The sequence below is a fragment of the Sphingomonas sp. Leaf343 genome (genome assembly GCF_001423765.1).
Classification (GTDB): Bacteria; Pseudomonadota; Alphaproteobacteria; order Sphingomonadales; family Sphingomonadaceae; genus Sphingomonas.
On the sequence record NZ_LMPG01000011.1, the window covers coordinates 332,733 to 347,615 of the forward strand.

The following is a 14,883-nucleotide window of genomic DNA, read 5'->3' on the forward strand; positions in this document are numbered from 1 at the left end:
GCAAAGCGTTGTATGGTCATGACCGACACGCTCGCCGACCTGCAACGCCGGATGGACGCCGCCGCCGAGGCGCTCGATTTCGAACAGGCGCGCGCCTTGCGCGACCGCATCGCCCTGATCCGCGCCGGTGCTTCCCCCGACGACGCGGCGGTCGCCGACACCGCCGGCCTTATCCGCCAGCAACCCGGCCGCATGGGTCTGGGCACCAGCCGTCAGGCCGTCGAACCGCCTCCCGGCTGGACCCCGCCGCCGAAGCCGGACCCGATGACCCGAGCGACAGGCCGCCGGACCGACCGCACGCGTTGACCCCCGCCGCCTGCGTCTCCTCGATCAGCGCGGTGGCCCGGCGTCATCGCGGGGGATACCGTACGCCCGGATCAGGATCCTGCGACAGGTGTACCGGCATCGACGGGCGTCCTTCCCTGCCCGGTCTCTTGTATCAGGTGGTCGAGATGTCGCATCTGCATGATCGTCGCGCCCGTAAATACAAGTCCGGCAATCGCCGCCAGCAACAGCTTCTGTGTGAACGAGCCGACCCCGATCGGTGGGATCACGTGAAGGACCGCGACGATCACGAGCAGGAACATCGCCGTCGCGAGTGTTCGATACAGGACATAGGTGTCGTACACGTTCGGGCCCTGTCCGCCCCTTTCGTAGACCTTGTACAACGCCTTCACCTTGTCCCTGCCGAACCCGAAAGCCGAAATCGCACCGACCCGGTTGAGGATCAATCCGACCACGTAATATATCACTGCCAACTCGCCGAAATTCTTGTTGCCGACTGAATATATGTCGAGCCACGACAGGGCAGTAACGAAGGCAGCGCCGGGGATAAGGCTGCTTGCTACCTGATAAGACGAGAGTTTTTCCAGTATGCCATCCAACATGATGTTCCCCTTGACCTGTTTGCGTGGCGTCGGGCATCATCATCGGGTCTGCGGAAGGTACAGTAAAGGGAAGGGCCGACATCTCGATGGATTGTATCCGTTGCTTTTGCCGTCATCAGGTCTTGGCTGCCGTTGAACGGATCGAATGAACGGATCGAAAAAGGAAGGTCGATCAGCCGCTTCAGCCCCCGTACAGCCATTCTGGGGTATTCCGGCGGCATGATCCCCACCCCCGGATCCCACCCGACCCTCTACGCCGTCGCCGCCGCGATCATCGTCGTGACGATCGTCGCGCGGCGCATTCCCGTGCTGCGCACGATCGTCTCGCTCGCCAGCTGGGGCGCGATCCTCGTGCTGCTCGTCACGGTCCTGAACCAGCGGCAGGATTTCGATCCGTGGCTCGGCGGCGTCGCCCGCTATTTCAAGCTCGAGGACCAGTCCGTCGTCGGCCGGGAAACGCGCATCCGCATGAGCCCCGACGGCCATTTCTGGATTCGCGCCCGCTTCGGCGGGATCGAGCGGCGGATGCTGGTCGACAGCGGCGCGACCGTCACCGCCCTGTCGTCGCAGACGGCGGCGGCGGCGGACCTGCGCGCGCAGGACGGGATCGTTCCCGTGCTGCTGACGACCGCCAACGGCACGATCCGCGCCCGGTCCGCCTCGATTCCGGAATTCCGCTTCGGCAACATCGTCGCGCGCGACCTGCCCGCGGTGGTCTCGCCGGCGTTCGGCGACGTCAACGTCGTCGGCATGAACTTTCTGTCGCGGCTGAAATCATGGCGCGTGGAGGGGCGAGAGCTGATCCTCGTGCCGCATCATCCGCAGAACGAAACCGACCGGGGCAAGCCGGCACCGCTGTCCTAATCGGTTCGGAAATGCCACAAGCGGCGCATGTCGACCCATGCCGCCACGCCCCTGCGCATCCTTTCCGATCGTTCTTCCGCACCCGAAGTGGAGGCCCTGTTCCAGCGCCTCCACTTCCTCCACTTCGCCTACCCGATGGTCGGCCGATGACGATCGATACGAATCGACTCGCGGCGTTGCGCGCGCAGCTTGCGACGCTGACCCTCGACGGCTTCGTCGTGCCGCTGACCGATGAGCACATGAGCGAATATGTCGGCGACTATGCCCAGCGGCTGGCGTGGCTGACCGGTTTTCAGGGCTCGGCCGGGACGGCGGTCGCGCTCGCGGATGCGGCGGCGATCTTCACCGACGGCCGCTACACCTTGCAGGTGCGCGAGCAGGTGTCCGCCGACGACTGGGATTACATCGACGTTCCGGCGACCTCCGTCGCCGGGTGGCTGGCGGTGCATGCCGCGGCCGGGGCGCGGATCGGCTACGACCCGTGGCTCCATACCCGCAGCTGGGTCGAGCAGACCAGTGCCGCCCTTGCCGATCGCGACGTCGTGCTCGTTCCGGTTGCGACCAACCCGGTCGATGCGATCTGGACGGATCGCCCCGCACCGTCGTCGGCGAAGCTCGTCGTTCAGCCCGATATGGTGGCCGGGGCATCCTCCGCCACCAAGCGCGCGCAGGTCGCCGACTGGCTGACGGAGAAGAACGCCGATGCCGTCGTCCTGTCCGCGCTCGACTCGATCGCCTGGCTGCTGAACATCCGCGGGGCCGATGTCGATCACACCCCCGTCGCGCTCAGCTATGCAATCGTCCACGTGGACGGCGCAACCGACCTGTTCGTCGCGCCCGGGAAAGTGGACGATGCCGTCCGCCAGCATCTCGGCAATTCCGTGCGTCTACGCGACCGCGCCGCCTTCGCCGATGCCCTTGGCGACTTTGCCGGCCGTCGCGTCGCCGTCGATCCCGCCGGTTCCGTCGCCGCGATCGCCGACGCGCTGGAGGCCGGCGGCGCGACGATGCTGCCGCTGCGCGATCCGGTGCTGCTCACCAAGGCGATCAAGAACGATGCGGAGATCGTCGGCCACCGCGCCGCCTCGTACCGCGACGGCGCGGCGCTGACGCGTTTTTTGCACTGGGTCGCGACCGAATGTCCGAAGGGCGGCCAGACCGAACTCAGCGCCGCCGCCCGGCTGCTTGCGTTCCGTCGGGACACCGGGCTGCTGCTCGATACCAGTTTCGACACCATCTCCGCGACCGGCGGCCACGGGGCCAGCCCGCACTACCGCGTGACGCCGGAATCGAACGCGCCGATCGAACCCGGGCAGCTCTATCTGGTCGATTCCGGCGGCCAATATGCCGACGGCACCACCGATGTCACCCGCGTCCTGCCGATCGGCGAGGCCACCGCGGAGATGCGCGACCGCTTTACGCGTGTGCTGAAAGGTCACATCGCCATCGCCACCGCCGTCTTTCCTGACGGCACGACAGGCGGCCAGATCGACGCGTTCGCGCGGCGTCCGCTCTGGGAGGCCGGCCTCGATTTCGGCCATGGCACCGGCCACGGCGTCGGCGCGTATCTGTCGGTGCATGAAGGGCCGCAGCGGATCGCCCCGCCCGACCACCCCAGCGGTCAGGCGCTGGAGCCGCTGCGTGCGGGCATGCTGCTGTCGAACGAGCCGGGCTATTACAAGGCCGGCGAATACGGCATCCGCATCGAGAACCTGCTGCTCGTCGTGCCGCACGCGGTGCCCGGCGGCGATCCGGATCGCACGATGCTGGCGTTCGAGACGCTGACCTTTGCCCCGATCGAACGCGACCTGATCAATCCGGCCCTGTTGACCGCCGCCGAGCTTTCGTGGCTCGATGCCTATCACGCCACGGTGATGCAGACCATCGGGCCGCTGCTGGCGGATGAAGAGCCTAGGGCATGGCTTTCGGAGAAATGTGCGCCGCTCGGGTGATCGAGGCGATGGCGGTCGTCGCGGCGGGTTCGTTGGCGTCGTTCGTTGCGTGGCAAGCCGCGGGTGCGGCGATCTACGCCGCCGGATCGGTCTTCGGCGGCGGCTGATCGGACGGCACATCGGCTGCCGCCCCGCGCGCCTGAGCCTTGCGCCGCTTCAGATTCGCGCGCAATTGTGCCGCCAGCCGTTCCGCGCGATCCTGATCCGTGTCGGCCATGGGGCGGCGCTAACCCACCCCCCAAGCCTTGACAATCCCGCCCGCCTCGTCTCTAGGCGCTGCTCCCGCCCGTCGGCGAGTGCTGCCGTAGCTCAGTGGTAGAGCGCATCCTTGGTAAGGCTGAGGTCGTGAGTTCAATCCTCACCGGCAGCACCATTCAGTCCGCCGCGAAGGGTCTTTAGAGACCGTCTCGCGAGCGGAGGGCGAGAACGGCGCAGTTCTGCGGGTTTTGCAGTCGACGCGTCGCCGGCGCAGGACAGAGACGCGGTCTCCGGGCGAGGAACTTAGCCCGAACAGCCGTACCGTCTCTAACTGCCTTTAGTCTGTCCTGAGTTCAGTGTTGCCCGCGAAATGAGCGGCAATGCGGTTAGATTCGGTGCATTGTTGCGAACCCAAGCACCATGCGCTGGTCTGCCCAGGCAAGCGGCATCTCTGCGCTGCGCAGCAGCGCACGGCTGGTGAGGTCAACCGGCTGCCGGCCGTGGACGATGGCCGTGACGATATCAGGCGCCAGGAAGCGGAGCCGAGCAAGCCGGACAAGGTGGCTGCGCTCGGTAGTGCCCGGTCTCCCCTCGCCGGCGAGCAGTTGGTCATAGGCGGCATGTCCGCTGGCGATCAGCTGGATGAGCCGGTCGTCTCGAGCGGGCGGGTTCGCGTCGGGTGCGGAATAGACCAGTCGAAGCTCATGCCCGCGCCGCTTCAGGCTTGTCTCGACCGCCAACTCGATCCGCTGCTCGATCGAGGTGCGTAAGCCATCGACCCGAAGGAGCGTTGCAAGCTCGCGCGCACTCAGGTCCACCTCGATGCGATCTGCGCCGACAAGGACCGCAGCGTCGAGCTGCTGAAGCGCCGCTCGCATGCCAGCAGGCTGGCGGAGACGATCGACCCAGTCGGCGCAAGCTGGGGCGAGTCGTGCATGGGCTGATACATCACCGTATTCGGCGGCAAGGCAAACGGGATCACGCAACAAGCCGAGCACGGCATTGCTGACCAGTGCATCCACGTCGCCCGCGGGTAACCGCCAACCCTCCACGGCCTGACCCGCTATCGGGACAGACACATAATAGAGGTACCGCCGCTCTCCCTTTTTCGCGTGCGCTGATGTCATGCGCCGCCCGTGACCATCCTCGATCATGCCCCCGAGCATGGCGATGTGCCCGGTTCGTGGCCGGGGCTCGCTGCGGTCGAGCAGTGCCTGCGACGCATCCCAGATTGGGCGATCGACAATAGCCTCGTGCTCGCCCGGGTAGATGGCGCCGTGATGGCTGACCTGCCCGGTGTAGAGTACGTTACGTAGCATGTGAGTCAGCGCACCGGCGCGGTATGCTTCCCCTCCAGTCTCACGGCCGTCGGGCATGATCCGCCGCTTGGAGACGATTCCCCGGAAGGCAAGGTCGGCAACCAGCGCCTGGATGGTGCCGACTGTCTGATGGCGGTTGAAGATCAGGCGCACGGTCTCCGCCTCGGCCTCGTTGGCGACCAGCTTGCGGTCACAAACGTCATAGCCGAGCGGCACCGGACCGCCCATCCACATGCCTTTTTTCTTGGAAGCGGCGATCTTGTCGCGGATGCGCTCACCGGTGACCTCACGCTCAAACTGCGCAAAGGAGAGCAGCACGTTGAGGGTCAGCCGTCCCATGCTGGTGGTGGTGTTGAACGCCTGGGTGACGCTGACGAACGAGGCACCGCGCGCATCCAGCACCTCGACGATCTTGGCGAAGTCGGCAAGGCTGCGGGTCAGCCGGTCGACCTTGTAGACGACGATCACATCGACCCGGCCGGCTTCGACATCCGCGAGAAGGCGCTTCAGTCCCGGTCGGTCCATGCTGCCACCCGAGAAACCGCCGTCGTCATAGGCGATAGGCACTAGTGTCCAGCCCTCGTGCTTCTGGCTGGTGACATAGGCGGCACAGGCCTCACGCTGCGCGTCCAGGCTGTTGAATGCCTGTTCGAGCCCCTCCTCCGTCGACTTGCGGGTATATACAGCGCAGCGAGGCTCGCCGCCGCTTCCCGCAGCGGCCAGTAGAGTCGGCCGCCTAGCCACGCGCGACCGCCCGGAGTGGCGGGTGAACCGGCTTCTTCAACCCGAAGAACCGCGGCCCCGACCATTGCGCCCCGGTGATCTCGCGCGCGATGTGCGACAGCGAACGGTAGCGGCGTTCCTCGAACATCAGCCCGTCCTCGACGACTTGCACGCTATGGAGCTTGCCGTTCCACTTGCGAAGCAGGCGTGTGCCTGGCTTCAACTTGATCTCGGGCTCGACCGGCCCGGCCAGCGGGTCGCGGCTCAGCACGTCAATCATCCGCTGCACGGCGGCCGGCAGCCCGCCGTGCGCCTGCTCCTGCACGCGATACGCAAGCACGCGGCGCAGCAGCGACGGCGGCAGATCAGGCGGTGCGTCTCCCATCATCGCCTGCCACTCGGACCGAAGCTCGGCTGGCGACAGCTTGACCAGCCGGTTTACTGCATCATCGATCCTCGCCATCGTTAGGCCGCCACGCTGTAACAGGTCACGTCATCGCGTTTGTCCTTGACCACAGCGTGCCCCTTCTTCCGGATGCCGGTGAGCGCAGCCCGCGTCGTGTGCGGCAGCCAGCCGGTTGCCTCCATCAGTTCGGCCATTGTGGCACCCTGCTCGCGCTGCAGCAGCGCGAGCACCAGCGCTGCCTTGGTAGGACGCTCGAAGCCAGCATGGCTCTCCACCAGCGTCTCCTCGCCCGCCCCGCCGACTGGCCCGATACCGTCAGGCTCAATCCCGATGGCAACCAGTCCAGCATCGGAGATCACCGCTCCGAACCGAAGGTCTCCATCGCTGCGCCAGGTTTGACCTGGCTTGGCGTCCGGCGCTTCCTCAGCATTACCGAACTTCATCAGCGCACTGATGGCCTTGTCGATGCGGTCGGCGTCCCCGCGGACTCCTTCGGGTACGGGTAGTAGACTGCGGTCCTGCCGCTGCGATGCGCGGGAGAGCAGGATGGTCTGGAGGTCGCTCAGCTTGGTCATGGGTTGGCTCCTAGCTCGTGGCGAGCGACGGCATGCCGCTCCCACTACCCACAGCCCCGTCAGTCATGCTGACCGGGGCAGCAACCATCCTGGCTGCGACTCATCGAGCAGCACCATGCTCCACGTGTGCGGCAAGTCGAGCGAACTCGTCGTGCCAAAGCTGCGTCTGGACTTTGCTACGCAGAAGACCCTGTTAGTAGTACCGTGGACCCTGACGGCCGACGCTCATTCGCACCTCTGCATTCAAGACGGGATGATTATGGAAGATGCGATTGTAGTTGCGCTGCAGGTATCTCAGGAGAAGCATCTCGACTATGTAGCCTCCGCAGGTGAGGCGAATCACCGCTCTCGTGCGTGCTCCAAAGGCGCTGCGTACTTACCGGAATAGTGACGAGCTTGCGAAATAACGGCTGCTGTGAGGCGACGAGATCAACCTTCTGATGAAGGTGTACTGGCTGGTCCTGGTGGAAACCGGCCCGTCCGGTTTCGGGCGGCGGCCGCAAAAAGCAGACATTCGTTCAGGTGGCGGGACCGGGGCCCCAAATGCCCGTTGATGGTGGGGAGCCGCCCGTTCGCTTTCAAGCGAGCATGGGCGTAACCAAACAATCGTTCACAATAGCCGGGCAGGTGCCGGGGTTCCCGCTGATAAAGCATACGGCTTGTTCTTCCGCAAGCAGCGGACGATGCTGATCGAAGGCCGATTGAGGCTTTAGCCTCGTACGGGTGGCGGTGGCGAACATAGCAGACGAACGTCGCTACCGCCGGAGCCCCTTGATCAGACGTCGAAACGCGCCCCACTCATGGCATTCATGAAAGCCTGCGGATTCCAATATTCGCGATAGTTGACGATCAGCCCGTAGCGGACTGTGACGAAGGTCGCGTACCGCATCTCATAGGGGTTTCCGTTCGACAGGACGGTGCCCGAGGCGCTCCACTCGGCGATCGCGACGGACGGATCGTCGGTGGCATAGACCTTCAGGGTCGGCAGCGACTTCACGTCAATAGCATCGGGATAGCCGCGCAGATAGTCGTATAGCGCGGCCTTCCCCTCGATCCGCGCCGGAGACCCCTCGGGCGCGAAGGGGAATTCGGCGACGACATCGTCGGCGCACAGATCGGTCCAGCCCTTCATGTCCTTGGATAGGAAAGTCTCGAGGCTCTTGCGGACGAGGTCGGCGGCGGTGGTGGTCATGTCGATATTCTTTCGAAACGGGAGGTGGGCGATCAGATGCGCACGAAATTGTGCGTGGCGAGCGGGCCGAACGGTAGCGAGGCAAGCGGCCCGCCGACGTCGAGCGTTCCCAGATCGATCGGCAGGAAACCAATCGTCTCGAGGATCGCACGGACCTGCGCCTTGGCATCGGCATCGTCACCCGAATAGAACAGCACGCGCTGGCCACCGGCGGCTTCGGGATGCGGCAGGACGTTGACGTCGAGGTGGTTGAACGCCTTCACGACGCGCGCGCCAGGGACGAGGTCCGCGACGATCGCGCTGGAATGGCGGTCGCCAATGTCGACCGCCTTGATCCCATAGGCGGCGAGCGGGTTCGACGGATCGCTGACGTCGGGGGAGTTCGGATCGAGGAACAGCACGGGGTTGGTGCCGTCGATCACGATCCGGCCGTTCCAGTCCGGCAGGCCCGACAGCACGTCCTCCAGCGCGACCCATGGCATTGCCAGCACGACGATGTCGGCGGCGGCAGCCTCCGCCACCGTGCCGGCGGTGATCGTGTCGCCCAGTTCAGCAACGAGGGTGCCCAGCGATTCCGGGCCGCGTTTGTTGGCGATAATCGCGGACTGGCCCTTCTGCGCTAGCGCCCGCGCCACGTTCGAACCCAGTGCGCCCGAACCGATGATACCGATGGTCATGATGTTAATTCCTTTGTCTTGCAGGGATGATGGGAAAACGGATCGGCGATGCGCCGGCGTCGATCGTCGCACGCGTCGCGACGGGCGACGCGCCGGGATGAAATGGGATGGGAAGCCGTCTTCAGGCAGGCGGGCGATCGGGACAGACCAACCCGGCCTGGTCGATCGCGTCGAGCGTGGCGGCGATCTGCGATGCCTGGGAAGGCCCGATGCCGCACAGCATCAGGAACAGCGGGAGCCAGGTCATCGCCGGTCGCCCTTCGGTGCGATGACGACCAAGAACGTCATGATCGCCAGCAAGGTGATGATCGCGGCCGGCAGCGGCTCGCCGAGCACGTTATCGAGACGCGCATAGATCGAGGCCGCAGCACCTGCGCCCGTGCCGGCATAGACCGCCCTGACGGCGAGATGGATCGCGTCGCTGCGGCGCTTTGCCCACGGACGATGGCCGGATGCGGCACGGGTGATGACGTTCATGACGATCCTCCTGTTGCGGGGTTCAGGCCGTCGCCCGCGGAAGCGCGGCGACCAGCTCGCAGATTTCGGCGAGCGCCTCGCGGACGAAGCCGGCACCGATCAGGCGATCGACCTCCGCATCGGGCAGCGCATCGCCATGCACACGGGCCAGCACGGCGAAACGGCGCAGCGCCTCCAGCCGCGGATCGGCAAGCCGGTTGGCCGTCTTCACGGCGAACACCCAGCGCAGCATCCGTGCGATCCGCCCGGGTTCGTTCAGGCTCGAACGCGTGTCGGCAGCGGCAAGGTGAAGGACCTGCCGTTCCAGCGGCGCGATCCGCGACACCGTAGCGCGAACCGGGCCGATGGCCGGCGTGGCCAGCGCGGCGCGGGGGAGGTCGAACGCCAGATCCAGAAACGCCATGCCGAACATCCTTTCTCATCGCCGGCGGCGCGTTGCCGTCGTGAGACCGTATGTGGCAGCGACCGATCGATCGCGTCAGCCGAAATGTATCGAAGGAAACGTTCGATAAAATCGATCGAAAGCTATTCCGGTCGATCGCCGGATGCACTGGCGGCAGCAACGGCAACGGGGGCCGGTGCCCCGTCCCGGGTCTGGCTGCGCAGCCGGTCGATCAGCCATGACGCGGCGGGACCGGGCAGCGTATCGCTGCGATGGATCGCGTGGAGCGCGTAATCCCCGCTCGCGGCATCGGGCATGTCGAGCACGACGAGCCGCCCCGCCGCCACGTCGTCGCGCACCATCGGTTCCGGCATGAAACCCCAGCCGATCCCCGCATTCAGCAGCATGTGCTTCGACGATACGTCGGCCAGCTTCCACATCCGGCTGCTCATCACCCCGAATGTCCGTCCCTCGGTCAGCGGGGATCGATCGGTCAGGATCAGCTGGATATGCTCGCGCCCGGCACCGGGGGCGTTGTGCGCGGCCATCGCCAGCGGATGCGTCGTCGCGGCCACGGGGATCATCCGTACCCCGCCGATCGCAATCCGCTCGATCCCGTCCATCGTGTCGAGCGGACCGCTGACGCCCACCGTCGCCCGGCGGTTGAGGATCAGCTGCGTCACCGCGCCCAGCGTTTCGACCGAGAGATGGAGCGACACCGTGGGAAAAGCGGCGAAGAATCCGGTCAGCGCATCGACGACCCGGTCCTTCGGCAGGAACGTGTCGAGGACGACGTGGAGTTCGGATTCCAGCCCCTGCAGCAGCCCTTTCGTCTTGGCACGCAGCGTATCGATGCCGCTGGCGACGAGCCGCGCCTCGCCCAGCACCATGCGGCCCGCGTCGGTCAGCTGCGGCTTGCGCGTCGATTCGCGGTCGAACAGCCGGACTCCGAGCTGCGCCTCCAGATTGGCGATCGTGTAGCTGATGACGGAGGTCGCGCGGTTCAGCTTGCGCGCCGCGCCGGCGAAGCTGCCGACCTCCACCACGGTTACCAGAACGCGCAACTGGTCGAGGGTCGGGGTGCCGGGGTCGGAGATCATGGTGACTTCTCATCCGTGTGACTGACGGAGGCCCGTCGCCGCATCATACCGATTCCATCGAACATTTCGATCTAAACTTGGCCGGTTTTCGCGAACCTTCCCGCCGCATATCTGGGGATCGAGACGGCGCTTCCGGGCAATCCCCCCTCCCCGGTCCGGAAGCGCCGTCGGCACGACCATCGTTCCAGGAGACGCCACGATGACGCTTTCATCCCATACCGGTCCGGTCGAACAGATGATCCTGCCCGCGACGCGCGATCTGGGCGACTTCTCGGTGCGCCGTGCGCTACCGTCCGCCAAACGCCGCATGGTCGGGCCGTTCGTGTTCCTCGACAGCTTCGGCCCCGTCGTGCTCGGTCCCGGCCAGGGCGCCGACACCCGCCCGCATCCGCACATCGGCCTCAGCACGCTCACCTATCTGATCGAGGGCGAGAGTGACCATCGCGACAGCGAAGGCTATGTCCAGACGATCCGCCCGGGCGAGGTCAATTTGATGACCGCCGGACGCGGCATCGTCCATTCGGAGCGCAGCGGCCCCGCCAGCCGCGGCCGCGAGGAGACGATGTTCGGCTTCCAGGCGTGGCTGGGCCTGCCGCAGGCGCTGGAGGAGACCGACCCCGGTTTCCAGCATGTCGACGCCGCGGATGTCCCCGTCCTGACGGACAGCGGCATCCAGATGAAGCTGCTGGCCGGCAGCTTCGGCGGACAGACCGCGCCGACGCGCCTGTTCTCGGACACGCTCTATGCCGACATCGTGCTGGCACCGGGCGCGCGGTTCGCGATCGAGAGCAGCCACATCGAACGCGCCGTCTATGTCGTCGAGGGCGGCATCGAGGTGACGGGACAGGTCGGCGTCTTCTGCAAGGACAAGCTGGTCGTGTTCCGTCCGGGCACCGAGATCGTCGTCCGCGCCGATGGCCCGACCCGGCTGATGCTGATGGGCGGCGAACCGCTCGACGGGCCGCGCCACATCTTCTGGAACTTCGTCTCCAGCCGCCGGGATCGCATCGACCAGGCCGCCGCCGACTGGCGCGAGCGCCGCTTTCCGGGCGTGCCGGGCGACGATGTCGAATTCATCCCGCTTCCAGAAACCCCGCCGCTGTCCGCGGCGGCCTGACTCTCCTCTTCAGACCACAGAAAGGATTCTGCCATGAAACTCCTGCACATCGATTCTAGCATCCTCGGCGGCTATTCGGTCAGCCGCCAGCTGTCGGCGCAAGTCGTCGCGCAGCTGCACGCCGGTCGCGACGATATCGAGGTCGTCTATCGCGACGTCGCCGCCGATCCGATCCCGCATCTGTCGGGCGGCTATCTCGCCGCGCTGCAGAGCGCCGAGGCGGATCGCACCCCCGAGCTCCAGGCGGAGATCGTCCAGAGCGCCGCGGTGCTCGACGAATTCATCGCCGCCGACGTCGTCGTGATCGGCGCCGGCCTATACAATTTCGGCATCCCCAGCCAGCTGAAGGCGTGGATCGACCGCATCATGGTGGCGGGCAAGACGTTCAAATACGTCGATGGCGCGCCGGTCGGGCTCGTTCCCGGCAAGCGTATCATCCTGACGGTCGCGCGCGGCGGCTTCTACACCGGTGAATCGCCGATCGTGTCGTTCGAGCACACCGAGACCTATCTGAAGACCGCCTTCGCCTTCATCGGCCTGAATGCCGAGGCGATCGTGGCGGAAGGCATCGCGGTCGGCCCGGAACAGCGCGCCGCCGCGATCGAGGCGGCCGAAGCGCAGATCGCCGCGCTCACCGCCTGAAACCCCTGATTGGAGACGCCGCCATGGCCAGCCTCGCCACCCGGCCCGCCACCACGCGGGCCATCACCCACCGGACCCGTGGCACCCGCCACGGGCCGATCACCCGGCTGATGAGCCCGGGCGATCTGGGTCAGTTGGTCAAGCCGTTCGTCTTCCTCGACCTGTTCGAGGCGGACAGCTTCACCGGCGGCGTCTCCGCCCATCCCCATTCGGGGATCGCGACGCACACCACCTTCCTGCGCGGCGGCATGACCTATGCCGATTCGACCGGCGAGGCGGGCGCGCTGCACGACGGCGCGGTCGAGTGGATGCGCGCCGGCCGCGGCGTCTGGCACACCGGCCAGCCGCTCGGCGGGCAGCCGATCCTCGGCTTCCAGCTATGGCTGGCGCTGCCGCCGGAACTGGAGCTGTCGGAACCCGAGAGCCGCTATCTCGGCCCCGAAACCTTCGAGAGCGAGGGACCGGTGCGCGTCCTGCTCGGGCGGTATGGCGGCGTGTCGGGACCGATCGAGCTGCCGATGCCGCTGACCTATCTGCACGTCCGGCTGGCCGATGGAGAGCGCTGGACCTACACGCCCGCTGCCGGACACGACGTGGCCTGGGCGGCGGTCAGCGGCGGGCGGCTGGGCGTGGGCGACACGATCGCCGAGCGCGAGATGGTCGTGTTCGGCGACGGCGACGACGCGATCGACGTCGTCGCGCACGGCGCCACCGAGTTCGTGCTCGGCTCGGCCGCGCGTCATCCCCATCCGCTCGTACTGGGTAGCCACTCGGTACACACCAGCGCCGCGGCGCTGGCGGAAGGGCAGCGGACCATCGCCGCGCTCGCCCGCACGCCGGCCGTCGCCGCGCTGCTGCACGCCTGACGCCCATACAGGAGAGACATGATGACCGATCAGGACAACCGCAACGTCGAGGTGGCGAAGGAGTATTTCATCCGCAGCGACGCACAGGACCCGCGGCTGATGGAGCTGTTCCATCCCGACCTGCAATTCTATTATCCGAAGTTCGGCATCGGCCACGGGCCGCAGTCGGTGTTCGAGATGGTGTCGGGCTTTACCGGCCAGCTGGAGGCGATCGAGCACGACAAGGAGAACCTACTCTACGTCGCGCGCGATCCCCATGTCATCGTCGAAGGCACGTCGCGCGGGCGGCTGAACGGCGTGGACTGGGACGGCAGCAAGACCGCCGGCGGACGCTTCTGCAACGTCTTCGAATTTCGCGACGGGCTGATCGTAAGGTGCCACGTCTATCTCGATCCCGACTATACCGGGCAGGACGAAGCACGCTTCCGCTGGGGTCACGACGGCCGCGAGTGGTAGATCGAACGCGATAGCGGAGACGACGGCATGGAAATCGGCATCGACAGCTTCGCCGCGACATCCGCGGCACTCGGCGAGGAGCCACCGGTCGGCGATGCCGATCGCATGGCGTTCCTGCTCGACGAAATCGTCGCAGCGGACCGCGCGGGCCTCGACGTGTTCGGGGTCGGCGAACACCATCGCAGCGACTATCTCGACAGCGCGCCCGCCGTCATCCTCGCCGCCGCCGCCGCGCGGACGAACAATATCCGGCTGACCAGCGCGGTGACCGTACTGAGCGCCGCCGATCCGGTGCGCGTGTTCCAGGAATTCGCGACGCTGGACCTGATCGCGCGCGGCCGGGTCGAGATGGTGGTCGGACGTGGATCGTCGATCGAGGCATATCCCTTGTTCGGGTTCGACCTGAACGATTACGACGCGCTGTTCGCCGAGAAGCTCGACCTGCTGCTGGCGATCCGCGAGCGCGCCGCCATCGACTGGTCGGGCAAGTTCCGCGCGCCGCTGCGCGGCCAGGGCATCTATCCGCGCCCGCAACAGCCGGTACTGCCGGTCTGGCTGGGCGTCGGCGGCACGCCGCAGTCGTTCGTCCGCGCGGGCACGCTCGGCCTGCCGCTGATGGTTGCGATCATCGGCGGGGAGATCGCGCGCTTCCGCCCGCTCGTCGACCTGTATCGCCGCGCCGGGGCGGCGGCGGGGCATGCGCCTGAGACGCTGAAGGTCGGGGTCCATGCGCTGGGCTTCGTCGCCGACTCTGATAGCCAGGCGCGCGACGCCTTCTTCCCCGGCTGGCAGTACATGTTCACCAAGGTCGGCGCGGAACGCGGCTGGCCGCCCGCGACCCGCGCACAATACGACCAGATGACGGGACCGCGCGGCGCGTTCCTGATCGGCAGTCCCGACACCGTCGTCGCGCAGTTGCAGCAGGCCGACCGCGATCTGGGCGGGATCGACCGGGTGACGTTCCAGATGAGTTCGGCCGCGCGCGACCAGCCCGCGATGCTGCGGTCGATCGAGCTGCTCGGGCAGGCGGTGCGGCCGCACATGCGATAG

At 66.5% G+C, this 14,883-nt stretch carries 19 protein-coding genes and 1 tRNA gene; 9 read left to right on the forward strand and 11 right to left on the reverse strand.

The window, feature by feature from the left end; all coding sequences use genetic code 11:
* Positions 1-18: 18 nt before the first annotated feature.
* Entirely contained in the window at positions 19-306 is a 288-nt protein-coding gene (locus ASG07_RS09300; protein ID WP_055844831.1) for a UvrB/UvrC motif-containing protein, read from the forward strand.
* A 71-nt stretch (positions 307-377) separates the two neighbouring features.
* Here the strand turns inward: ASG07_RS09300 and ASG07_RS09305 are convergent, their stop codons facing one another.
* The gene (locus tag ASG07_RS09305; protein ID WP_055844834.1) at positions 378-887 is read right to left on the reverse strand and encodes a hypothetical protein; all 510 of its coding nucleotides are present in this window, start codon (positions 885-887) and stop codon (positions 378-380) included.
* A gap of 219 nt (positions 888-1,106) precedes the next feature.
* Here ASG07_RS09305 and ASG07_RS09310 point away from each other — a divergent pair, with 219 nt between their 5' ends.
* Both ASG07_RS09310 and ASG07_RS09315 read left to right on the forward strand, forming a co-directional pair.
* Entirely contained in the window at positions 1,107-1,751 is a 645-nt protein-coding gene (locus ASG07_RS09310; protein WP_055844837.1) for a retropepsin-like aspartic protease family protein, read from the forward strand.
* Between the two features lie 146 nt (positions 1,752-1,897).
* Positions 1,898-3,703: an aminopeptidase P family protein gene (locus ASG07_RS09315; protein ID WP_055844841.1), complete on the forward strand. Its 1,806-nt coding sequence runs from the start codon at positions 1,898-1,900 to the stop codon at positions 3,701-3,703.
* A 73-nt stretch (positions 3,704-3,776) separates the two neighbouring features.
* Here ASG07_RS09315 and ASG07_RS17480 read toward each other — a convergent pair whose 3' ends face one another.
* A complete protein-coding gene (locus tag ASG07_RS17480; RefSeq protein ID WP_168377328.1) occupies positions 3,777-3,920 on the reverse strand; it encodes a hypothetical protein in 144 nt (47 codons plus the stop codon).
* 81 nt (positions 3,921-4,001) lie between these two features.
* On the opposite strand from ASG07_RS17480, the gene ASG07_RS09320 reads away from it, so the two are divergent.
* Positions 4,002-4,076, forward strand: a tRNA-Thr gene (locus ASG07_RS09320).
* 211 nt (positions 4,077-4,287) lie between these two features.
* On the opposite strand, the gene ASG07_RS09325 is transcribed toward ASG07_RS09320, so the two are convergent.
* The 9 genes from ASG07_RS09325 to ASG07_RS09365 form a co-directional block, all read right to left on the reverse strand.
* The gene (locus ASG07_RS09325; RefSeq protein ID WP_236694622.1) at positions 4,288-5,964 is read right to left on the reverse strand and encodes a recombinase family protein; all 1,677 of its coding nucleotides are present in this window, start codon (positions 5,962-5,964) and stop codon (positions 4,288-4,290) included.
* Positions 5,957-6,406, reverse strand: a complete 450-nt coding sequence (locus ASG07_RS09330; RefSeq protein ID WP_055844844.1) for a DUF2924 domain-containing protein — start codon at positions 6,404-6,406, stop codon at positions 5,957-5,959. Before ASG07_RS09330 ends, ASG07_RS09325 begins: the two co-directional genes overlap by 8 nt.
* A 2-nt stretch (positions 6,407-6,408) precedes the next feature.
* Positions 6,409-6,924, reverse strand: a complete 516-nt coding sequence (locus tag ASG07_RS09335; protein ID WP_055844847.1) for a DUF3489 domain-containing protein — start codon at positions 6,922-6,924, stop codon at positions 6,409-6,411.
* Between the two features lie 775 nt (positions 6,925-7,699).
* Positions 7,700-8,116, reverse strand: coding sequence for a nuclear transport factor 2 family protein (locus ASG07_RS09345; protein ID WP_055844853.1), 417 nt, complete (start codon positions 8,114-8,116; stop codon positions 7,700-7,702).
* A 32-nt stretch (positions 8,117-8,148) separates the two neighbouring features.
* Positions 8,149-8,793 carry an NADPH-dependent F420 reductase gene (locus ASG07_RS09350; protein ID WP_055844857.1) on the reverse strand — a complete coding sequence of 215 codons (645 nt, stop codon included), beginning with the start codon at positions 8,791-8,793 and terminating at the stop codon, positions 8,149-8,151.
* A gap of 121 nt (positions 8,794-8,914) precedes the next feature.
* On the reverse strand, positions 8,915-9,040 hold the full coding sequence (locus ASG07_RS18025; RefSeq protein ID WP_269082632.1) for a hypothetical protein: 126 nt from the start codon (positions 9,038-9,040) through the stop codon (positions 8,915-8,917).
* Positions 9,037-9,270 (reverse strand): hypothetical protein, encoded by a 234-nt coding sequence (locus ASG07_RS09355; protein ID WP_055844859.1) that lies wholly within the window; start codon positions 9,268-9,270, stop codon positions 9,037-9,039. Before ASG07_RS09355 ends, ASG07_RS18025 begins: the two co-directional genes overlap by 4 nt.
* 22 nt (positions 9,271-9,292) lie before the next feature.
* On the reverse strand, positions 9,293-9,673 hold the full coding sequence (locus ASG07_RS09360; protein ID WP_156361805.1) for a hypothetical protein: 381 nt from the start codon (positions 9,671-9,673) through the stop codon (positions 9,293-9,295).
* Positions 9,674-9,795: 122 nt separating this feature from the next.
* Positions 9,796-10,749 (reverse strand): LysR family transcriptional regulator, encoded by a 954-nt coding sequence (locus ASG07_RS09365; protein ID WP_201780994.1) that lies wholly within the window; start codon positions 10,747-10,749, stop codon positions 9,796-9,798.
* Positions 10,750-10,951: 202 nt separating this feature from the next.
* On the opposite strand from ASG07_RS09365, the gene ASG07_RS09370 reads away from it, so the two are divergent.
* From ASG07_RS09370 to ASG07_RS09390, 5 genes are read left to right on the forward strand one after another with little or no spacing between them, the layout of a single operon-like run.
* Positions 10,952-11,869 carry a pirin family protein gene (locus ASG07_RS09370; RefSeq protein WP_055844868.1) on the forward strand — a complete coding sequence of 306 codons (918 nt, stop codon included), beginning with the start codon at positions 10,952-10,954 and terminating at the stop codon, positions 11,867-11,869.
* A gap of 33 nt (positions 11,870-11,902) precedes the next feature.
* Positions 11,903-12,511, forward strand: coding sequence for an FMN-dependent NADH-azoreductase (locus tag ASG07_RS09375; protein WP_055844871.1), 609 nt, complete (start codon positions 11,903-11,905; stop codon positions 12,509-12,511).
* A gap of 23 nt (positions 12,512-12,534) precedes the next feature.
* A complete protein-coding gene (locus ASG07_RS09380; RefSeq protein ID WP_055844874.1) occupies positions 12,535-13,377 on the forward strand; it encodes a pirin family protein in 843 nt (280 codons plus the stop codon).
* 21 nt (positions 13,378-13,398) lie between these two features.
* Complete coding sequence (locus ASG07_RS09385) at positions 13,399-13,833, forward strand: nuclear transport factor 2 family protein (protein WP_168377329.1); 435 nt, start codon at positions 13,399-13,401, stop codon at positions 13,831-13,833.
* Between the two features lie 27 nt (positions 13,834-13,860).
* Complete coding sequence (locus ASG07_RS09390) at positions 13,861-14,883, forward strand: Atu2307/SP_0267 family LLM class monooxygenase (RefSeq protein ID WP_055844879.1); 1,023 nt, start codon at positions 13,861-13,863, stop codon at positions 14,881-14,883.